The organism is Citrobacter sp. U14242, assembly GCF_046555775.1.
Classification (GTDB): Bacteria; Pseudomonadota; Gammaproteobacteria; order Enterobacterales; family Enterobacteriaceae; genus Citrobacter.
The window spans coordinates 223746-244563 of record NZ_JBKGLW010000009.1 but is presented as its reverse complement, the minus strand read 5'-3'; the positions used below and the strand labels follow the sequence as shown (position 1 = coordinate 244563).

Genomic DNA, 20818 nt, shown 5'->3' with positions numbered 1-20818 from the left:
ATTATGGCATTCTGGCTGCAGGGAAAGTTGCCTGACACAGTGCGATTATATCGGGCCGGGAAAACTCAGCGAATAACCACGTGAGAATATAATGGTCGATCATTCATCTGCTTCTGAGCACAACGATTTTACGCGTTGCCTGTCTCTTTTCGACAGCGCATTTCCACAAATCTTATCCCTGCTGGGTATGCCAGCCCCCACGCAACTCTCGCCAGGTACGTTTTATGATTCACTTGATCAAGCCCGGGAGAAATTGGGGAACTGGAACAGTGTAGCGGCACGATTTAACTATAACGAACAGGAAATGGCGAGCTTTCTTGCGGCATTACGAACCTTGAACAAATGGCTCGGCAGAAATACAAATGGCCAGCCTGCCGACAGAAACCTGACCATTGCCGCGTTGCGTTTTTTGTGGCAGCTCGAATATTTGCGAGAAAAACAGCCGCAATTAACTTATTCAACGACGCTGCATAACGAAGGTGAAGAAAAGCAGTTACGTAGTTTGCAGCAGGTACGGGCATTAGAACTGACCATTCGTAGTTTAATTAATGAAGCGTACAATAACCAACAAACCCTACTTGAGCACCTAAACAAATTATTTGGTCAGGAACGTGTAAACAAATGGCTGAACGTTGCCGATCGTGATGACGTATTGAGCGGTACCCTTTTCAGTGAACTCGCCTCACTGTTTATTGATAAAGACGAATATCCCATCCACTATTCTCCACTTTATCAATACACCCCGTTACTCAGCTTTGTTAACGATAAACGTAGAACTCTGAATACCTTTCTTGACGATATTCGCGTAATTCGCAACCGTCTGGCGCATCATAAGCGGGTAACATCTGTCCAAACAACATTGGTGAATTACTATTACCGAGAAATTACTGAGCCAGTACAGGAGGCCTTCGATGAAGGCCGTGTAAAAGTTAACCCTGATCGTTTTTTTGATGACAGCAATGCTGAGGTTGCTCGCTATTTCGAACGGACCACCCAAAAAATTGAAGATCTCGGCGGCGACGTTCAGGGAATAAAAGATGACCTGGTTGCTCAGTCTCAGGGTATTAGAAAAATCAAAATTGATACGGGCATAATTCGCAAGCGAGTAGCCTGGGCGCTGGGCGGTATCGTCATCCTTATTATTGGCTCGGTACTGACTTTTGGAACCTCAACCAAGACGCTGGTGAATACGGAGTCCATCCGTAGCGATCTCGGGGAAGTGGGTAAAACGGTTGCCGGTGCGAAAAAAGAAACCAGTAGCGATCCGCGTAAAGAACTGGCGAATATCGGCATTGCCTGGGATGAAAAAAATCTGCGCGCCGCTATCGACCGCGGTGATACCCAGGTTGTTAATCTGTTTCTTGCCGGAGGCATGCGCTGGAAACTGTATTATGCCGAAAACGCATTACTGGAAGATCGCCAGGAAACGTTGAATGCTCTATTACAGTCAGCATCGTTGATGGATGAAAAAAATGGTTGCCTCAGAATGGCCGGTAAATTACGTCAACAAGCGAGCCACAATGGCACGCTGACCCCTATACAGATTCGTTATTTAAAAACATTCTGTTCTTCTGCCAGGGATGTTCAGGGTATTAAAGCGGAACTGGACAGCGCGCTTAATTTTGAGAAAGCCCAGAAGAAAGCTTACGATGAAGAAATGGCCAAAAATGAACCTGCAGGTCGCTGTGAACGCCGTCTGATGGCCGATAATGCACGTGAGTTGCTGGCAGACGCGGCGCAGTTTTCACTGCAAAGACCTACCACCTATTCACTCCATGATGTGCTATTGAAAGAACTGAATACGCGTCTGATGTTCGGCACACTCAATGGGGCGGAGTTAAAAAGCCTGGTTAAGAACTACTGCGTAAAACAAGAAAGCCATGAACCCAATATTGCGATTGGCGATAACCTGAGCCGCTCACAACGGGTTATTTATAACGTAGTCAAATAATGAGCGATACAACAATGCATTCATCGAAAGAGAATTATATGTTCGCATTCAACAATGCATGGCCGCAGTTGACTTTTGAGTTCAATCCGTCGCAGCGTGATGCACCGGCAGGCAGCCTGCTGATCGGGTTGGGCGACGGCAATGATACTGAAAGCCAAAAGGGTGTCGCGCTCAATAACAAAGGATACCGTGCAGGTCGCTACAATTCGGTGAGTGAACTGGTGGCAAATGCCGACGATCGTCAATGGGCGGTATGGCGCAGCAAACTTTCAAGTGTCCAGGGAATACAGCGAATCGTTATCGAAGATTTCTCTCTGGATACCTGTTTTACGCTGTTGCTGTTTTTGAACCATCTCGATGGGGCGGGTTCGCTGTCGCTATCAACACACCCGTGGCTGGAATACGTCACCGCATGGGAAAGCGGTATTTATCTGGACGGTGATGATACAACTCGTTCTGCCGCTTGCTTGTTATCCGCCCTCGCGCATAGCAGCCTGTGCGAGCAATCCATGGATGATACTGCCGTTGTTCGCCACAACATACTGGCCTGCCTGCGCCTGTTGAGCGATATGATGATAGCCAACCCGGCTCCCACCGCAGGCATTCTGCCCATGCACACGCATTTTTATGCAAGTGCGATAGCAAACCTGGCGTATGAGCAACAGATTTACCAAAACGTTATCAAGCGCTCGGTGACCTGCCAACTCCTGCTGGACCTCGGCACAGGCCAGCGGCAAACGGTGGTGGATGCGCTGTTTATTACCGAAACGCTCCCTTCCGGGATGCTGAAAATTCTCGCGCGCTGCGATAAAGAACGCAGTTGGACGCACAATGGATTTGGGTTGCTGGCCATTTATCGCCCGCGAGAAGTGGGCACGGGCAATGATATCGTTATTTCGCTCAACCCCATTCAGGGGACGCGCCTTGATGCCCTGTGGTCCACTCTGGAACAACGTGAAGATGCCGCCTGGCAAGGGCTACGCCCGCACGATACTCCGCGTTTTCTCGAAAGCTATCGCCTGGCCGGAAGCGATACATTAATCCCAGGAGCACCGAACCAACCCTGGTACGACGATCAAGGCAGAATGACGCTAATTGCGGCACCGAAGCAGCTTGCGCCAGGAGTGCCCGGCTCGAAACTGACCTGGCAAAAAGACGTTTTGCCTGCAATCTGGGATAATTATTTTACCCGTTACCTTGATAACGCCATGGTACCAATAGCTTTACCCGAACTTGATTGCCGCGCAAAGGGTAAATGCATTCGTGTCTATCAGCATCGCATCCCTGAGGGCGGTGATATTACGATCGTGCCGCTGATGCGAATGATCGACACCCCCACCTTCCATGCCTGGCTGGCAGCACAGAGCGATAGCACGCGCGTCGTCCGGAGTCCTGCGGATCTGCCCCCCGCCAGCGAGTACCACTGCCAGTGGTACAGCAATATTCTGGTCGTCGCTCACCGTCATGGCGTCACGATCTTCTGTCGCCAGGAAGAGGATAAACATCTGGCGATACTGATTAAAGCGGCTATTTCAGTCGCGGATGTCAGCCATGAGTATGAAAATTTTCTGGCGAACTCAGCCCAACAGATCGAACAGTGGCTCAGGGATCTGCTCGAATCGCAGCAAATGCACAACCGAAAGGGCAAAATTCGTCGTCTCTCTGACTGGTCCAAAATGATGCTGGAAACCAAAGCCCGGGCACTAAAAGCCATGAATAAAGGGGCGTTGGTCGGCAACGATGCCCTGCATAACCAACTGAGTGAAGATCTTTCGCGGCAGTGGGGATTGTCTGAACAACGCCAGGAGCTCATGACGCAGATAGAGCAATTGGATCAGCTCATGCGCGAGGCGATTAGTCAGCGTCAGGAAAAACGCCAACGTATTTACGGCGCACTGTTTTCCGCTTTAGCACTCGGCGCGGCGGCTAACCATATTTGGGAACCGATTAAAGAGATAAAAACAACAAACCTTTATGAATGGCAACTCATGCTATTCAAAGAGCAGCCAGCCCCGGCAATTGACACACTACAGGCGATTGCTGCAGATGCCGCACGATATGAAGTCTATACCCTGGCTATTCTGCTGATTTTTGGTTTTATTGGTTTTATCTTGTTCTGGTTTTTCGATTTTAATGGCAAAGAAGAGTAAGGAATAACGTTTTACTCGCGATGCCGTCAGCATAAACCTTGCCGCATCTCTCACTTCCGCTGTTTTATGCACCACAACGTTTCAATATGGAACATTACAAGATACCAATGTTCCGTATTGAAACGCCAATCACATCAATTTTCTTTTGACTACCCGTGTGCAAAATTACCTTATCGGCAGCGAGAGGTCGCCGTGGCGCTGTACAAACCGATACCCTACATCAGATGTCTGCCTGACATGTGCAGCCATCTCAGGACTGTCTGCGGAGCATAAACAATGAAAAAATTGATCAACCGTGTTGAAGACGTACTGAACGAACAACTCGCCGGGCTGGCAAAAGCCTACCCTTCTCTGGCGTTGCACCAGGACCCGGTATATGTCACTCGCGCAGATGCGCCAGTGATGGGCAAAGTGGCGCTGCTTTCCGGTGGTGGTAGCGGCCATGAACCAATGCACTGCGGCTACATTGGCCAGGGTATGCTCTCCGGTGCCTGTCCGGGTGAAATTTTCACCTCGCCAACGCCGGATAAAATGTTTGAATGCGCCATGCAAATTGACGGCGGCGAAGGCGTTCTGCTGATCATCAAAAATTACACCGGCGACATTCTTAACTTCGAAACGGCAACCGAGCTGTTGCACGAAAGCGGCATCAAAGTCACCACGATGGTCGTGGATGATGACGTGGCGGTGAAAGACAGTCTGTACACCGCCGGTCGTCGCGGTGTGGCCAATACTGTACTGATTGAAAAACTGGTCGGTGCGGCCGCTGAACGCGGTGACTCACTGGATGCCTGCGCAGCGCTGGGGCGCCAGTTGAACAATCAGGGTCATTCCATCGGGATTGCCATTGGTGCCTGTACCGTTCCGGCGGCCGGCCAACCGTCATTCACCTTGCAGGACAACGAAATGGAGTTCGGCGTCGGTATCCACGGCGAACCCGGCATTGACCGCCGTCCATTCTCTTCGCTTGATCAAACTGTGGATGAAATGTTTGACACCCTGCTGGAAAACGGCAACTACAGTCGTACGCTGCGTCACTGGGATCACGTTCAGGGCGCATGGCAGGAAGGGAAAGAAAGCAAACGCGCGCTACAAAGCGGCGATCGCGTTATTGCGCTGGTCAATAATCTCGGTGCGACACCGCTGTCTGAACTCTTCGGCGTGTATAACCGCCTTGAAAGCCGTTGCCAGGATGCCGGTATTGTCATCGAACGTAACCTGATTGGCTCTTACTGCACCTCTCTGGACATGACCGGTTTCTCAATCACCCTGCTACAAGTGGATGACGAAACGCTGAGCTTATGGGATGCACCGGTTCACACCCCTGCACTCAACTGGGGTAAATAAGGAGATTCATGATGTCCCTCACCAGAACACAAATTGTTAACTGGCTCTATCGCTGCGGTGAAATATTCACCACCGAAAGCGATTTTCTTACCGGCCTTGACCGGGAAATCGGCGACGCCGACCACGGTCTGAATATGCACCGCGGCTTCAGTAAAGTGGTCGAAAAGCTCCCGTCCATTGCGGATAAAGACATCGGCTTTATTTTGAAAAATACCGGGATGGTACTGCTCTCAAGCGTCGGTGGCGCCAGTGGCCCGCTGTTCGGCACCTTTTTCATCCGCGCCGCGCAGGTCACTCAGGCCCACCAAAGCCTGACGGTTGACGAGTTGTATCAGATGATACGTGATGGCGCGGAAGGGGTCATTAGCCGTGGTAAAGCTGAACCGGGTGACAAAACCATGTGCGACGTTTGGGTACCCGTCGTCGAATCTTTGCGCCAGTCCAGCGAGCAAAAGCTGAGCATACAGGCCGCTCTGGAGGCGGCAAGTGCCCAGGCAGAAGCTGCGGCGCAAAGTACCATCACGATGCAGGCGCGCAAAGGCCGCGCCAGCTACCTTGGTGAGCGCAGCATTGGGCATCAGGACCCCGGCGCAACGTCCGTTATGTTTATGATACAAATGTTGGCTCAGGCTTCCAGAGAGTAAGGATAAAACGATGGTAAACCTGGTTATTGTGTCTCACAGCGCCCAACTGGGCGAAGGCGTCGGTGCGTTAGCCCGACAGATGTTAATGGGTGATGGCTGTAAACTCGCCATTGCCGCAGGCATTGACGATCCTGAGAACCCCATTGGCACCGACCCCATCAAAGTGATGGAGGCCATTGAGTCAGTGGCAGACACGGATCACGTGCTGGTGATGATGGATATTGGCAGCGCGTTACTGAGTGCGGAAACCGCGTTGGATCTGCTCGATCCGGCGATCGCCGCCAGGGTGCGTCTGTGCGCTGCCCCGCTGGTTGAAGGTACGCTGGCGGCAACCGTCAGTGCTGCCGCGGGCGCCGATATCGACCGGGTCATCAATGATGCCATGAATGCCCTCGATGCCAAGTGTGAGCAACTGGGTTTACCTTCGTCGTCTGCCGCGAAGACCGCACCTGCTGAATTGTCACCCGACGCTGATGCCCGTTCGGTTGCCGTGGTCGTAAAAAACCCCAACGGCATACATGTTCGCCCGGCATCACGGCTGGTCTCCACATTGTCTGGTTTTAATGCCGACATGTGGCTGGAAAAAAACGGCAAGTGTGTCGTCCCTGACAGTCTGAATCAGATAGCACTGCTGCAGGTGCGCTGTAATGACACGCTGCGCCTGATTGCCAAAGGTGAACAGGCAGACGCGGCGCTGGCTGCGTTTAAACAACTGGCGGCTGAGAATTTTGGCGAATCCGTCGAAGAAGCTCGCGCTGAAAGTATCGCCATACCGGTGCCTGCGCTGGCAACGGGTACAGCCTTTTGCTATACGCCGTTCTCACCGGAAGTCACCCGTCGACCCGCCACGAATGTGCAGGACGAGCAGCTGCGGCTAAAAGCGGCCATTCAACGCACACTCGACGACCTGAGTGATTTAACCGCACTGGCAGAGGAGAAATATTCCGCTGATATCGCCGCCATTTTCTCTGGTCATCACACGCTGCTCGACGATCCTGAGCTTTTCGATATGGCCTGTGATTTAATGCGCGAAGAGCAGTGTAGCGCAGCATATGCCTGGCATAACGTACTAAGCGATCTGAGTCAGCAGTATCTGCAACTCGACGATCCTTATTTACAGGCGCGATACATTGATATTGAGGATTTGCTGTCCCGTACGCTGCAACATTTAACCGGCGAAAGTGCACATTTCCCCGCGTTTATTCGACCGACCATTCTGGTCGCCGATGTCGTCTATCCGTCTACCGTGCTGCAACTCGATCCGCTAACGATCAAAGGGATCTGTCTGCGAGCCGGTAGTGAAGCCTCCCATCCGGCGATTATTGCCCGCGAGATGGGCTTGTGCTGGGTATGCCAACAAGGCGAAACCCTCGATGCTATCCAGATGGGTGACGCTCTTACTCTGGACGGTGTAGCAAATCGGGTGATCCTCGCAGGCTGATACCAACAGCCCACCCTTTATCTGTAAAAGGTGGGCTATTTCACTCCCCCCGTCAGGAAATGTCTGTTTAATCGCAAAATGGGGGGCCGATCACGCGCAACGGTCGATCCTGAACTAAGGTTTTCTCATGGTAAATGCCGCCGCTTCGGCACGCCGCTAAGGAGATTAACCGATGATAACGCCTGCAATTCGCCACCCAGGCCTGCTCTCAGTTGCTATAAAACTGACGCTCGCAAGCACCTTTTTTGCTCTGGCCTCTTTTACTGCGAACGCTGAGGATTCACTTGCCGCTACGCCTTCGCCTCCTGATATTCTGCTGGGTCCGTTGTTCAATGATGTACAGACAGCAAAGCTATTTCCCGATCAGAAAACATTTGCCGATGCCGTGCCCAACAGCGATCCGCTGATGATCCTTGCCGATTATCGGATGCAGAAAAATCAGTCCGGCTTCGATTTACGTCACTTTGTGGAAGTGAATTTTACGTTGCCAAAAGCGGGTGAGAAATACGTGCCCCCGGCCGGGCAATCGCTACGCGAGCATATCAACGGACTGTGGCCGGAACTCACTCGCTCAACCACCGATGTCGAAAAATGGGACTCTCTGCTGCCACTACCAGAACCCTATGTCGTGCCGGGCGGGCGTTTTCGTGAAATTTATTACTGGGATAGCTATTTTACCATGCTGGGGCTTGCCGAGAGCGATCGCTGGGACAAGGTCTCTGATATGGTGGCCAACTTCGCTTATGAGATTGATTCGTGGGGACACATTCCTAACGGCAACCGAAGCTACTACCTGAGCCGTTCGCAGCCACCATTCTTTGCCTTTATGGTTGAACTGCTGGCGCAGCATGACGGTAACGACGCGCTGAAAAAATACCTCCCACAGATGCACAAAGAGTACAGCTACTGGATGGAAGGAGGCGAAGCACTTCAGCCCGGTCAACAGCATAAACGTGTGGTCAAACTGGCTGATGGCACCCTTTTAAACCGCTACTGGGATGACCGGGATACGCCAAGACCTGAATCCTGGGTTGAAGATATTGCCACCGCTAAAAGCAACCCGAACCGCCCTGCCACTGAAATTTATCGCGACCTGCGCTCAGCCGCCGCATCCGGCTGGGACTTTAGTTCGCGCTGGATGGATAACCCCAACCAGCTAAGTACCCTGCGCACCACCAGCATCGTGCCTGTCGATCTCAATGCGTTGTTATACAAAATGGAAAAAATGATCGCTCTCGCCAGTAAAGCCGCAGGTGACGATGCCAAAGCAGCGCAGTACGAGGGCTTTGCCAATGCCCGCCAAAAAGGGATTGAAACCTGGTTGTGGAATGACAAAGAAGGCTGGTATGCCGACTATGATCTGAAGAACCACAAAGTACGTAATCAGTTAACCGCCGCCGCGCTGTTCCCATTGTTTGTGAACGCGGCAGCAAAAGATCGCGCCGGCAAGGTCGCAGCAGCAACTCAGGCGTATCTGTTGCAACCTGGCGGACTCGCAACCACCTCGGTGAAAAGTGGTCAGCAGTGGGATGCACCCAACGGCTGGGCCCCGTTACAGTGGGTCGCCGCATCGGGATTACAGAACTATGGCCAAAATGATGTCGCCATGGATGTCACCTGGCGATTCCTCACCAATGTGCAGCACACTTACGATCGGGAGAAAAAACTGGTTGAGAAGTATGACGTGAGCAGCACAGGAACCGGCGGAGGTGGTGGCGAATACCCGCTACAGGATGGTTTCGGCTGGACTAACGGCGTAACGTTAAAAATGCTCGATCTGATATGTGCTAAAGATAAACCCTGCGACAGCGTTCCCGCAACGCGCCCCGCCCCCGCCAGTAGCACGCCTTCCGAGGCCAATAAGCAAACTCAACCAACGTCCTAATCTTCTTCTGGTGTCTTAAACGTCCTCTAAATCCGCGCCTTGTCGCGGATTTTTTGGTGCCATATATCTCCATTTCAGGTGTATCCATTGCATCTAGCCCTTATGGGGTAGCCCCTGTTTTCATCCGTGTGAAATTGATTCTGAACATGTTTTTATTCGCTGTATATGTAAATATATAGCGATTTTATAACTGTTCAGGACCAACATAATGCCACTGACAAGAAGGATGTTTGCCCAACTCGTGGCATCTGCGCTGCTGTTACGCCATTTTCCGGCTCTTGCCCAAACACCGCTTACCGTTGCTGTCGGTTCACCGCCGTTACCCGACACCATCCAGCGCGTAGTCAGTGCCGGAGCACCTGCCGATATGCTATTGCTGGCTGTCGCACCGGAAAAGCTGGTGGGATTTTCATCATTTGATTTTTCTCACCAGGCTGCAGTGCCGTTCCATCATGACATTTTGACGTTACCGAAGTTAGGAAGACTGGCAGGACGCGCCAGCACCCTGTCACTGGAGGCTTTGTTAGCGCTGAAACCCGATCTGGTGGTTGACTGCGGCAATGCTGATGAAACCTGGCTTTCTCAAGCCCGGCAGGTCAACGCGCAAACGCGCGTTCCATGGCTGCTGATTAACGGCGAGCTCCGACAAACCCCTGCGCAACTGCAAGCCGCTGGGGCCGCGCTGGGTACGGCAACACGGGCCTCAGCACAGGCCGCACTGGCCCGTCAATTTATTGATGACGCAGATGCGTTTTCGCACTCCCCCGCAGCAAAACTGCGCTTTTATGCCGCACGCGGTGCCAGAGGACTGGAAACCGGTTTGCAGGGGTCACTGCATACCGAAGCACCAGAGTTACTGGGATTACACAATGTCGCGCAAATCCCGGGACGACATGGATTGACCCAGGTATCCATGGAAAATCTGTTGAGCTGGCAGCCCGATATTATTCTGGTTCAGGATGCAGTAACAGCACAGTACCTGCGAGAAGATCCCGTCTGGCAAGGGGTCAAAGCCGTTGCTGAGCAACGTATTCTGTTTCTCAGCGGACTGCCGTTTGGCTGGCTGGACGCCCCGCCTGGCATCAACCGGTTGCTGGGATTGCGTCGTCTGCACGCGTGGCTTGACCCCCAAATTGAAACCCACTTTAAGACCGATATGCAGCGCTACGCAGAGTTGTTCTGGCACACCTCATTAAGCGATGCACAGTTTCAGAAGCTGGTGACACTCTGATGAGAATGACAACGCTGAGTGTCCTGTTGATCGCAGCCATTGCCGCGTGTGTCATCATCGCAACGGTTTCAGGTGCATACCGCCTGGATGCCCGACAGGTGATGAGCCTCATTGCTGACCATCCAGGCGTGCCGGCACAGGACAAAATCGTCTTCTGGCAGATTCGATTGCCACGCATTCTGGCTGCATTGCTGCTGGGTGCTGCTCTGGCAGGCGCAGGGACCACTTATCAGGGTATGTTCCGTAACCCACTGGTATCGCCGGATATTCTCGGCGTGGCGGCCGGGGCGGGTTTAGGGGCCTGTACAGCCATCCTGCTGGGTTTACCGATCCTGTTTATTCAACTGTATGCGTTTGTCGGTGGCCTGTTAGTGGTGGCGGGCGTGTGGCTCATCACCCAGCGGGTAAAACGCCACGATCCGGTACTCACCCTTGTACTGGTCGGCATTGCGTTGGGTACGGTGTGCGGCGCAGGAATTTCGCTCATCAAAACGCTGGCTGACCCGTATACCCAGCTACCGTCGATTACCTTCTGGCTACTCGGTGGTCTGTCAACCATCACCGCCCATGACCTGTGGTTGTCCGCACCGCTGATTGTGGCAGGTTTGGTGCCGCTGTTGCTGCTACGCTGGCGTATGAATTTGCTCACCCTCTCGGATGATGAAGCCCGTTCTCTGGGTATCAACGTCTCCCGACTGCGACTCTGGCTGATTATCTGCGCCACGCTTATCACCGCCTGTACAGTAGCGATTGCCGGAATTATTGGCTGGATTGGGCTGGTGGTGCCACACATTGGCAGACTGCTTTGCGGGAACAACCACCAACGGCTACTGCCCGTTTCAATGGGGATTGGCGCTATTTTACTGCTGCTGACAGATACCCTTGCCCGTACCCTGAGCAGCACGGAAATTCCGCTGGGGATCCTGACCGCGTTTATTGGGGGCCCCTTCTTCCTGTTACTTCTGCTCCGGGGAGGCCGACAATGACGCTGCTGGCCGTACAACATGCTTCTCTCGGTTACCATTCCCGACACCCTGTATTACGCGATGTCTCGTTTAGCGTCGCACCGGGGTCAATCTGTTGCCTGATTGGCGCCAATGGCAGCGGGAAAACCACCCTGATGCGTACCATTCTTGGCGTTCTTCCACCGCTTGCTGGCCACATTACGCTTGATGGTATCGCGGTTAATCATCTCAGCGACCGTGAACGCGCCGCCGCCATCGCCTGGGTTCCTCAGGCACATGACGGTGCGTTTGCCTTCACGGCTCTGGACATGGTGATGATGGGACTGGCCCCGCAAATGGCGGCATTTTCCGTTCCCGGTGTCAAAGAGCGCGATATCGCCCTTGAACAACTGGACGTGCTGGCGATCCCGCATCTCGCGCCCCGGCGCTGGAACACACTCAGTGGTGGTGAACGCCAACTGGTGTTGATTGCCCGTGCGCTGGCACAACGTCCACGTCTTTTACTGCTGGATGAACCGGCTTCCAGCCTCGATTTTGGTCACCAGATCCGACTGCTCGACACACTGGTCACGCTAAAAGATTCTGGCATGGCGCTGCTGATGTCGACCCACCATCCGTTGCATGCGCGCGCCATTGCCGACAGCGTGGTGCGCGTCGAGCCAGACGGTCTGGTGTCACAGGGGGGGCCTGAACACCAACTGGCTGCTGAACGTCTGGCCACGCTGTATCGGGTCACGCCCTCACAAATAGCCCATCACCTCTTTGGCTCACACGATTAAGGAATCACGATGCTCATTGACGACATTGATTTTGCTGACCTGTACCGCAAACAGTTACTTCTGGCGAAGCGAACCGAGAAAAAACCAGAGCACTGGGACAAACGCGCGGAAAAAATGGCAGAGAATTGCGCCTCATTGACCGACAGCTACCTGCTCCAGCTATTGAGCAAGATTGACCTGAAAGGTGCTGAATCACTGTTTGATATGGGTTGCGGCCCCGGAACGGTTGCGCTGGCGCTGGCCAAAAAAATGCCGATCGTTTACGGCGTAGACTACAGCCAGGGAATGCTGAGCGTTGCCGCTCGCCGTGCCGGGCAGATGGACGTGCGTCACGTACAGTGGGTGCAGCGCGCCTGGGAAGAACACTGGGACGATTTACCTCAGTGTGATATCGCCGTCGCCTCACGTTCGACGCTGGTTGCCGATATGCGCCAGGCCATGACCAAACTGAATAATCAGGCACGGTTACGGGTTTACACCACCCATCTCGTCAGTTCCTCATTTGTATCACCCACTATTCAGCGCGCGTTGGGGCGCGAGGTGATTGAGCTTCCCAACTATATCTATGCACTGAATGTTTTGTATCAGATGGGCATTCATGCACATGTTGATTTTATCCGTGGACCAAACTGTCAGCAGGACAACAGCACCTGGACACGTTTTCTGGAGAACGTGCGCTGGAGCATGGGGGAACTGAGCACCGACGAAATTGAGCGTCTGGAGCACTGGTACCATCAGCAGGACCCTCGCTCCATCGCGCCCGCCAGTCGCGACTGGGCGCTTATCTGGTGGGACAGCGTACCGCGGGAGGCGCTGCAATGATCTACTTCTCACAGGCGCAAGTCGATGCGCTGCTGCTGGAGGATATTCAGGGCGGTGATTTAACTACCCGCGCGTTGGGTATCGGCGCACAGCCAGGAAGTATGGGGTTTTATCACCGCCAGGGCGGGTGCGTGAGCGGAACCGCTATTGCCAGACAAATGCTGACATCACTGGGTTTGACCGTTACCGACCTTGTGGCAGATGGCGAACGGGCGAACACCGGGCAGTTACTTCTACGCGCACACGGTAACGCAGCGGCACTACACCAGGGCTGGAAAGCGGTACAGAACGTGCTGGAGTGGAGTTGCGGTGTCTCACGCTATCTCGACAATATGCTGAACATCCTACGTCAGCGCTATCCTGATGGCCAGATTGCCTGCACCCGCAAAACTATCCCTGGCACCCGTATGCTGGCGACCCAGGCGATCCTTGCTGCCGGGGGCATTATCCACCGGGGCGGGTGCGCCGAAACCGTTCTGCTGTTTGCGAATCATCGCCGCTTTCTTGCCGATCCGAACGACTGGGCCGCGGCAGTCGCGCAGCTACGCGCCCATGCGCCAGAAAAAAAGATTGTGGTCGAAGCAGATACCCCCGATGAGGCACAGGCCGCGCTGCATGCTGCGCCTGATGTGCTGCAACTCGATAAGTTTACCCCTGAGCAGGCAGCAGACATCGCTCGCCTGGCACCTTCTCTGGCCCCCCATTGCACGCTGGCGCTGACTGGCGGCATTACCCTCGCCTCGCTGGCGAGTTATCTCGACTGTGGCATCAGGCTCTTTATCACCTCCGCGCCTTACTACGCCCCACCGGCGGATATCAAAGTTAGCCTGAGCCCGGATGCACGTGGCATATAACATTTATAAATGGACTATAAATAATGAATTTCAACAAAAGTTGTCTTTACACAGCCCTGTCGTTTGCTTTCGCGCAAGGTGCTTTTGCTGGGCAGGAAAGCGAAACCATGACCGTCTGGTCTAGTCCGGCCTCCGCCGCAACCACTACGGTTCTCGGCCAGGAAACGATGCAGCAACTGGATAAACAAAACGTGGCGCAGGCGCTCAGTGTCGTTCCCGGCGTCGTGCTGAAGAAATCCGGTAACCGTAATGAGCAACAAGTGAAGGTACGCGGTTTTGACAGCCGTCAGGTCCCGGTCTTTTTCGACGGTGTTCCGGTGTACATCCCCTACGATGGCAACCTTGATTTAGGTCGTTTTCTGACATCCGATATCGCTTCTGTCGAAGTCTCTAAAGGCTACTCATCCTTACTACAGGGGCCGAACCAGATGGGTGGCGCTATCAACATCACCACCAAAAGGCCCACCAAACCGATTGAAGGCTCTATAGGGTATCGTCAGGGCTGGAGCCGTAGCAAAGACAATGCCCATGATATGCACGCTTCGTTCGGTGCCAGCAACGATCTCGGATATATCCAGCTCAGTGGTAGCCAGCTAAAACAGGATTTCCTCGGATTACCTCATGGTGTTGATAACCCGGTAGCGGGCAGCAATGGCAAGATTACCAACTCGTCAGCCGATGATAAACGCGGCATCGTGAAGCTGGGATTCACGCCACACGGCGATGATGAGTATGTTCTGACCTACATTAATCAGGACGGCGAAAAAGATAACCCGCCCTATGCCGGGACCAGCAGCCAGAAATCACGTTATTGGCAATGGCCACAGTATGATAAAGAAAGTTATTACTATCAGGGCACCACGCATTTGGGCGATCGCTTTACATTGAAAAGCCGCCTGTATCGCGACACCTTTGAAAATACACTGATGATGTACAATTCCCTTGCCGATCTGAAAAATAAGAAAGGCAGCTACAGCCATTATTCTGACTACAGCGACGGCGCAGGTTTGCAGCTTTCCGCAGATATGCGGGAAAACGATATGCTCTCTTTCGCCGTGAACTGGAAAGACGATGTTCATCGCGAAAAAGGGGCTCCGAATGCATCTTATGACCGCTACGAAGATCGCACCTGGTCTGTCGCCAGTGAATATCAATGGGCGGCTGCGGATAATGTCGATGTGGTGGCGGGTATCAGCTACGACTGGCGTGACAGCGTAGAGGGGATGAAGCACGAGAAAAACGGCAGCGTTACCCATTATGATGACAACAACCAGTCTGCCTTTAACTGGCAGGTAATGACCAAATACCACTTTGAAAATTCTGACACGTTAGCGCTCTCCTACTCTGACAGAACGCGCTTCCCCACACTGAAAGAACGCTACACCACGTCAAAACCGGCTTATAACCAGGTAGCACTGGTCAACCCGCAGCTAAAACCGGAACGCGCCCGTAGCGTCGATCTCACATGGAACGGTTCGTTCACCCAGAACTGGGGATTCGAGGCCAGCGTGTATTACAACCGCATTACTGATGCGATTCTGTCCCACAATATTGATGCCGACACGATTCAGAACCAAAACAGTGGTCGGGTGGATTACACCGGCCTGGATGCAGGCGTCAAAGGTAAGGTCTTTGACATGCTGGATGTGGGGCTGAGCTACGGTCTTATCCATGCTGACGTTAAACGCAGCGACATCGGTAAAATTACCGATCTGCCAACGCAAACACTAACCGCCTGGATGACGCTGAAACCGTGGGATCCACTCAGCATTACGCTGTCCGAAGAAGCCCGCTCTTCAAGCTATAGCAATTCTGATGGTTCACAAAAAGCGGCCGGATTCGCTATTACCCACCTGCGGGCAGATTACACCATCGGGCATGGCTTTAGCGTTAACGCGTCGGTCAACAACCTGTTTGATACACAGTACGTCTACAGCGAAGGGTTTATCGAAGAAGGTCGAAATTACTGGGCCGGGGTTGAGTATACGTTCTGACGTATCGCCATTCAGAGAAGTAAACGGCCCCCGCAGGGGCCGTTCTGTTAATCTCGTCGTACCAGTCGGAAAACACCCAGTACCACAATCGCGCCGACCACGGCCACCAGGAAGCTGTGGAGATTAAACCCACTGACATCGCCGCCGATACCAAACATCGTTGCCAGCCACCCACCGACCACAGCACCGACAATACCGAGAATGCAGGTCAGGATAAACCCGCCGCCATCACGCCCCGGCATAATCAGCTTGGCGATAACCCCCGCAATCAGACCAAAAATAATCCAGGCAATAATTCCCATTTTCAGGCCCTCTTTCCAGTGAACGCACGCGCAAGACACTCCTGCGCCAGCACGTTAAGTATAGGCAAGCCATCGCTACCTGCTGTTTGCACTCAGACTTAATTCATTGGCTTTGGTAAAAAATTTCATCCATTTGTATTAAGTTCCGTCTCGCGATGCCGATAACCCAACGATAAGCCAGGTATCCAGGAGTCATTAGGTGTGAGTAACTACAATGAGCAGTTCCTGAAGCAAAACCCGCTCGCAGTATTAGGGGTACTCCGGGACTTAAATTCACAGCAGGTTCCGCTGCGTATCTCCTGGTCAGGAGGTCAGTTCATTAGCAAAATTCTTGCTGTCAGCCCGGACGAATTGATCATGGATTTTGGCAGTCAGGAATATGAAAACCAGGCCGTGCAACGCGCCAGCCAGATCTCAATTATCGCCGAAACTCAGGGTGCCAAGGTGGAGTTTACCCTCCCCCAACTGATAAAAGGCGAGTATCAACGATTGCCCGCTTTTGTCTCATCGTTGCCACCTTCGCTGTGGTTCGTTCAGCGCCGGGAATACTTCCGCATCGGTGCACCGTTACACCCGCCCTATCACTGCAAGGCGAAAATGCCGGACAACAGTATCCTGCATTTTCGCTTATTCGATTTGTCTCTTGGCGGCATGGGGGCGCTATTAGAAGGGGCTACACCGGAGGGGCTGGTCGAAGGTATGCGCTTCTCGCAGGTTGAACTGAATATGGAACAATGGGGCGTGTACCACGTTGATGCCCAGCTCATCTCGATTACCGAGCGAAAAGTGATCGACGGGAAAAATGAAACCATCACCACTCCCCGCCTGAGCTTTCGTTTTCTCAACGTCGGCCCGGCGGTGGAGCGGAATTTACAGCGGATTATTTTTTCACTTGAGCGCGAGGCTCGGGAAAAATCGAATAAAGTGCGCGAGTAATATCACGCGCGTTACATCGCATCCAGCGCTCGCTGAAGCTTCCAGATATAACGTGGAGCCTGCGGCGCAGGATGGTTATCGACAACATGCTCGAAAAACTCATCCGCACTCAGATTGTTGATTTTACTGATGGCTTTTTTCCTGTCAGAGGAGAATGTCCGCAGCAGCGCCCCGGCACCGTTCGCGTATGACACCACCAGCGCATATTGCATCACCTGTGGGTCTTCAATTCCCGCCAGCGGGCCAGTTTCAAGAATGCTCAGATACGCCGCCCCCATGGAGATATTGCGCTCTGGATTTTTCAGCTCACTGGTCGATGGCTCTCCGCTCCATCCCATGCGACGATAAACATCCCGCCCGGAGGTGGAGGCTTTAAGCTGCATCAGACCGATGGCATTAGATTTACTGACTGCATTGGGGTTACCCCCTGATTCAATAGCGATAATCGCCGTAATCAATTGCGGGCTCACTCCCCAGGCAGCACCGGCTTTTTCACTGATAGGCATCCATTGCATCGCGCGTTTAACCGGAACTTCTGCATTCCATGGCGGATTTTTGTAATCCTGTTTTGAACTACAGCCCGCAAGTATTACAACCAAAAAAGCAAACCATCTCAATTTCACGTCATCTATCCTTATAGCCGGAACCTGTCGCTGAGGTGACAACGACATACCTACGCGGCATGATATACATTTGGTTTTGGTTGTAGCAAGGAAATGCCATGTCCCGGTTTCACTTAATTGCCCCGTCGGGCTACTGTATCAACCAGCAGGCAGCATTACGTGGGCTTGCCCGTCTTACTGAGGGCGGTCATCAGGTCGATAACACTGCCGTCATTGCCCGCCGCTGTCAGCGTTTTGCCGGTACCGAAGCAGAGCGCCTGGCGGATGTGAATTCACTCGTTGAGCTAAAAACGCCTGATACTATTGTGATGGCGGTGCGCGGCGGCTACGGTGCGAGCCGTTTGCTGGCGGATATTGACTGGCAGGGGCTGGCCGTTCGTCAGCAGCAGGACCCACTCTTGCTATGTGGTCACAGCGATTTTACGGCCATTCAGTGTGGGCTGCTGGCGAAGAGTCATGTCATCTCGTTTAGTGGCCCGATGCTGGCAGCTAACTTCGGTGCCGAGGAAATGAACGCATTTACCGAGCACCATTTTTGGCAGGCTTTGCGCAATGCCGAATTTACCCTCGACTGGCAAGGCCATGGCCCGGATTGCGCTACCGAAGGCACGCTGTGGGGAGGAAATCTGGCAATGCTCATTTCGCTGATGGGAACGCCGTGGATGCCCGCCATTGAAAACGGCATTCTGGTGCTGGAAGACATCAACGAACACCCGTTTCGCATTGAGCGCATGCTGCTACAACTTTATAATGCCGGGATACTCGCCCGCCAGAACGCCATCATTCTCGGCAGTTTTAGCGGCAGTGCGCCAAATGATTATGATGCCGGTTACAGTCTTGATTCAGTCTGTGAGTTTTTGCGTGCCAAATTATCCGTTCCACTGTTAAGCGGCCTCGATTTTGGCCATGAACAACGCACCGTCACCTTACCTTTAGGAGCTAAAGCCGTGCTGAAAAATGATAAAAACGGCAGTCAACTCACAATCTCCGGACATCCGGTTCTTAAATCGTAAAAAAAGCCGTCCTCAGGGCTAAGTAAAACGCTGTTTCTGTCGTTATTATGTTAGGGTTTATTAATACGAAACAGCGTAATTCAGGAGTAACCGAACGTTGGATGCCGCAGCAATCATTAGCCTTTTTATTTTGGGTTCCGTTCTCGTCACCTGCAGTATCTTGCTTAGTTCATTCTCATCACGTCTTGGTATCCCGATTCTGGTGATTTTCCTCGCTATTGGCATGTTAGCGGGCGTGGACGGTGTTGGCGGCATTCCTTTTGATAACTACCCTTTTGCCTACATGGTGAGTAACCTGGCTTTGGCCGTGATCCTGCTTGACGGCGGGATGCGGACTCAGGCCAGCTCCTTTCGTGTTGCGCTAGGCCCGGCATTATCGCTGGCGACCGTGGGCGTGCTGATTACCTCTGGTTTAACCGGCATGATGGCGGCATGGCTGTTTCATCTGGATCTCATCGAAGGGCTGCTGATTGGCGCGATTGTCGGCTCAACCGATGCCGCAGCGGTATTTTCCCTGCTCGGCGGTAAAGGACTTAACGAACGTGTAGGCTCGACGCTGGAAATTGAGTCAGGTAGTAATGACCCAATGGCCGTATTTCTGACTATTACGCTTATCGAAATGATCCAGAACCACGAGACCGGTTTAAGCTGGATGTTCGCCGTGCATATTATCCAGCAGTTTGGCTTAGGCATCGCTATCGGTCTCGGCGGCGGATACCTGCTCCAGCAGATGATTAATCGTATTTCACTGCCTGCCGGTCTGTATCCGCTGCTGGCCTTAAGCGGCGGGATCCTGATTTTTGCCCTGACTACCGCGCTTGAAGGCAGCGGTATTCTGGCGGTTTATCTGTGTGGTTTCCTGCTGGGAAATCGCCCGATCCGCAACCGATTCGGTATTCTGCAAAACTTTGACGGACTGGCCTGGCTGGCACAAATTGCCATGTTCCTGGTGCTGGGATTGCTGGTGACGCCGTCCGACCTGTTGCCGATCGCGATTCCGGCGCTGATTTTGTCCGCCTGGATGATTTTCTTCGCGCGTCCGTTGTCGGTGTTCGCCGGATTGCTGCCATTTCGTGGTTTCAATCTGCGCGAGCGCATTTTCATTAGCTGGGTTGGTTTGCGCGGTGCGGTACCCATCATCCTTGCCGTCTTCCCGATGATGGCGGGTCTGGAAAATGCGCGTTTGTTCTTTAACGTCGCATTCTTTGTGGTACTGATCTCGTTGCTGTTCCAGGGAACGTCGCTGTCGTGGGCCGCCAAAAAAGCCAAAGTCGTGGTCCCCCCTGTTGGCTGGCCAGTCTCTCGTATTGGTCTCGATATTCACCCGGATAATCCCTGGGAGCAGTTTGTTTATCAACTGAGCGCGGATAAGTGGTGTGTGGGTGCCGCACTGCGTGACCTGCATATGCCAGAGGAAACACGTATTGCCGCACTGTTTCGTGACAACGTGCTGTTTCACCCATCAGGCAGTACCCGCCTGCGTGAAGGCGATGTGCTGTGCGTCATTGGTCGCGAACGCGACCTGCCCGCCTTAGGCAAGCTGTTCAGCCAGTCACCGCCGGTGTCGTTAGACCAGCGTTTCTTTGGTGATTTTATTCTCGAAGCCAGCGCGAAATATGCCGATGTGGCACTGATTTATGGCCTGGAGGATGGCACCGGGTATCGCGATAAGCAGCAAACGCTGGGTGAAATTGTTCAGCAACTGTTGGGTGCTGCGCCGGTCGTCGGTGACCAGGTGGAATTTGCCGGTATGATCTGGACGGTAGCCGAAAAAGAAGACAATGCCGTGCTGAAAGTGGGTGTCCGCGTGGCAGAAGATGAGGATGAATAACGCAGATGTTTTTTGCCGGGTGGCGGCTACGCCTTACCCGGCCTACAAAA

The 20818-nt window shown here is 53.1% G+C and carries 17 protein-coding genes; 15 read left to right on the top strand and 2 right to left on the bottom strand.

The window, feature by feature from the left end:
* Window positions 1–91: 91 nt before the first annotated feature.
* The 12 genes from ACLJXE_RS17010 (at window position 92) to ACLJXE_RS16955 (ending at window position 16063) form a co-directional block, all read left to right on the top strand.
* On the top strand, window positions 92–1951 hold the full coding sequence (locus ACLJXE_RS17010; RefSeq protein ID WP_410751463.1) for an STY4199 family HEPN domain-containing protein: 1860 nt from the start codon (window positions 92–94) through the stop codon (window positions 1949–1951).
* 38 nt (window positions 1952–1989) lie between these two features.
* Window positions 1990–4101 (top strand): hypothetical protein, encoded by a 2112-nt coding sequence (locus ACLJXE_RS17005; protein ID WP_410751462.1) that lies wholly within the window; start codon window positions 1990–1992, stop codon window positions 4099–4101.
* Between the two features lie 276 nt (window positions 4102–4377).
* On the top strand, window positions 4378–5448 hold the full coding sequence (dhaK, locus tag ACLJXE_RS17000) for a dihydroxyacetone kinase subunit DhaK (RefSeq protein WP_410751461.1): 1071 nt from the start codon (window positions 4378–4380) through the stop codon (window positions 5446–5448).
* Between the two features lie 11 nt (window positions 5449–5459).
* Window positions 5460–6092, top strand: a complete 633-nt coding sequence (dhaL, locus tag ACLJXE_RS16995; RefSeq protein ID WP_410751473.1) for a dihydroxyacetone kinase subunit DhaL — start codon at window positions 5460–5462, stop codon at window positions 6090–6092.
* A gap of 10 nt (window positions 6093–6102) precedes the next feature.
* Window positions 6103–7533 carry a dihydroxyacetone kinase phosphoryl donor subunit DhaM gene (gene dhaM / locus ACLJXE_RS16990; RefSeq protein WP_410751460.1) on the top strand — a complete coding sequence of 477 codons (1431 nt, stop codon included), beginning with the start codon at window positions 6103–6105 and terminating at the stop codon, window positions 7531–7533.
* Window positions 7534–7705: 172 nt separating this feature from the next.
* Window positions 7706–9418, top strand: coding sequence for an alpha,alpha-trehalase (locus tag ACLJXE_RS16985; RefSeq protein WP_410751459.1), 1713 nt, complete (start codon window positions 7706–7708; stop codon window positions 9416–9418).
* Between the two features lie 208 nt (window positions 9419–9626).
* Window positions 9627–10649, top strand: a complete 1023-nt coding sequence (locus tag ACLJXE_RS16980; protein ID WP_410751458.1) for an ABC transporter substrate-binding protein — start codon at window positions 9627–9629, stop codon at window positions 10647–10649.
* Window positions 10649–11635 carry a FecCD family ABC transporter permease gene (locus ACLJXE_RS16975; protein ID WP_410751457.1) on the top strand — a complete coding sequence of 329 codons (987 nt, stop codon included), beginning with the start codon at window positions 10649–10651 and terminating at the stop codon, window positions 11633–11635. Before ACLJXE_RS16980 ends, ACLJXE_RS16975 begins: the two co-directional genes overlap by 1 nt.
* Window positions 11632–12393 (top strand): ABC transporter ATP-binding protein, encoded by a 762-nt coding sequence (locus tag ACLJXE_RS16970; protein WP_286630899.1) that lies wholly within the window; start codon window positions 11632–11634, stop codon window positions 12391–12393. Before ACLJXE_RS16975 ends, ACLJXE_RS16970 begins: the two co-directional genes overlap by 4 nt.
* 9 nt (window positions 12394–12402) lie before the next feature.
* The gene (locus tag ACLJXE_RS16965; RefSeq protein WP_286630898.1) at window positions 12403–13215 is read left to right on the top strand and encodes a class I SAM-dependent methyltransferase; all 813 of its coding nucleotides are present in this window, start codon (window positions 12403–12405) and stop codon (window positions 13213–13215) included.
* Window positions 13212–14069 (top strand): ModD protein, encoded by an 858-nt coding sequence (modD, locus tag ACLJXE_RS16960; protein ID WP_410751456.1) that lies wholly within the window; start codon window positions 13212–13214, stop codon window positions 14067–14069. The genes ACLJXE_RS16965 and modD overlap by 4 nt, the downstream gene beginning before the upstream one ends.
* Before the next feature lie 23 nt (window positions 14070–14092).
* On the top strand, window positions 14093–16063 hold the full coding sequence (locus ACLJXE_RS16955; protein WP_410751455.1) for a TonB-dependent receptor plug domain-containing protein: 1971 nt from the start codon (window positions 14093–14095) through the stop codon (window positions 16061–16063).
* A 47-nt stretch (window positions 16064–16110) separates the two neighbouring features.
* Here the strand turns inward: ACLJXE_RS16955 and ACLJXE_RS16950 are convergent, their stop codons facing one another.
* A complete protein-coding gene (locus ACLJXE_RS16950; RefSeq protein WP_048212573.1) occupies window positions 16111–16365 on the bottom strand; it encodes a GlsB/YeaQ/YmgE family stress response membrane protein in 255 nt (84 codons plus the stop codon).
* A 201-nt stretch (window positions 16366–16566) separates the two neighbouring features.
* Between ACLJXE_RS16950 and ycgR the strand changes: the two genes are divergently transcribed.
* Complete coding sequence (gene ycgR, locus ACLJXE_RS16945) at window positions 16567–17301, top strand: flagellar brake protein YcgR (RefSeq protein WP_286630895.1); 735 nt, start codon at window positions 16567–16569, stop codon at window positions 17299–17301.
* An 11-nt stretch (window positions 17302–17312) separates the two neighbouring features.
* Here ycgR and emtA read toward each other — a convergent pair whose 3' ends face one another.
* Window positions 17313–17924: a membrane-bound lytic murein transglycosylase EmtA gene (emtA, locus tag ACLJXE_RS16940; RefSeq protein ID WP_410751454.1), complete on the bottom strand. Its 612-nt coding sequence runs from the start codon at window positions 17922–17924 to the stop codon at window positions 17313–17315.
* Between the two features lie 98 nt (window positions 17925–18022).
* Between emtA and ldcA the strand changes: the two genes are divergently transcribed.
* Both ldcA and ACLJXE_RS16930 read left to right on the top strand, forming a co-directional pair.
* Window positions 18023–18937 carry a muramoyltetrapeptide carboxypeptidase gene (ldcA, locus tag ACLJXE_RS16935; protein WP_410751453.1) on the top strand — a complete coding sequence of 305 codons (915 nt, stop codon included), beginning with the start codon at window positions 18023–18025 and terminating at the stop codon, window positions 18935–18937.
* Window positions 18938–19034: 97 nt separating this feature from the next.
* Window positions 19035–20768: a potassium/proton antiporter gene (locus ACLJXE_RS16930; RefSeq protein WP_040232328.1), complete on the top strand. Its 1734-nt coding sequence runs from the start codon at window positions 19035–19037 to the stop codon at window positions 20766–20768.
* Window positions 20769–20818 lie beyond the last annotated feature (50 nt).

Excerpts from the sequence above, each read along its gene's own strand:
- ACLJXE_RS17010 (WP_410751463.1), top strand. The coding sequence starts at position 92 with ATGGTCGATCATTCATCTGCTTCTGAGCACAACGATTTTACGCGTTGC.
- ACLJXE_RS17005 (WP_410751462.1), top strand. The coding sequence starts at position 1,990 with ATGTTCGCATTCAACAATGCATGGCCGCAGTTGACTTTTGAGTTCAAT.
- dhaK (WP_410751461.1), top strand. The coding sequence starts at position 4,378 with ATGAAAAAATTGATCAACCGTGTTGAAGACGTACTGAACGAACAACTC.
- dhaL (WP_410751473.1), top strand. The coding sequence starts at position 5,460 with ATGTCCCTCACCAGAACACAAATTGTTAACTGGCTCTATCGCTGCGGT.
- dhaM (WP_410751460.1), top strand. The coding sequence starts at position 6,103 with ATGGTAAACCTGGTTATTGTGTCTCACAGCGCCCAACTGGGCGAAGGC.
- ACLJXE_RS16985 (WP_410751459.1), top strand. The coding sequence starts at position 7,706 with ATGATAACGCCTGCAATTCGCCACCCAGGCCTGCTCTCAGTTGCTATA.
- ACLJXE_RS16980 (WP_410751458.1), top strand. The coding sequence starts at position 9,627 with ATGCCACTGACAAGAAGGATGTTTGCCCAACTCGTGGCATCTGCGCTG.
- ACLJXE_RS16975 (WP_410751457.1), top strand. The coding sequence starts at position 10,649 with ATGAGAATGACAACGCTGAGTGTCCTGTTGATCGCAGCCATTGCCGCG.
- ACLJXE_RS16970 (WP_286630899.1), top strand. The coding sequence starts at position 11,632 with ATGACGCTGCTGGCCGTACAACATGCTTCTCTCGGTTACCATTCCCGA.
- ACLJXE_RS16965 (WP_286630898.1), top strand. The coding sequence starts at position 12,403 with ATGCTCATTGACGACATTGATTTTGCTGACCTGTACCGCAAACAGTTA.
- modD (WP_410751456.1), top strand. The coding sequence starts at position 13,212 with ATGATCTACTTCTCACAGGCGCAAGTCGATGCGCTGCTGCTGGAGGAT.
- ACLJXE_RS16955 (WP_410751455.1), top strand. The coding sequence starts at position 14,093 with ATGAATTTCAACAAAAGTTGTCTTTACACAGCCCTGTCGTTTGCTTTC.
- ACLJXE_RS16950 (WP_048212573.1), bottom strand. The coding sequence starts at position 16,365 with ATGGGAATTATTGCCTGGATTATTTTTGGTCTGATTGCGGGGGTTATC.
- ldcA (WP_410751453.1), top strand. The coding sequence starts at position 18,023 with ATGTCCCGGTTTCACTTAATTGCCCCGTCGGGCTACTGTATCAACCAG.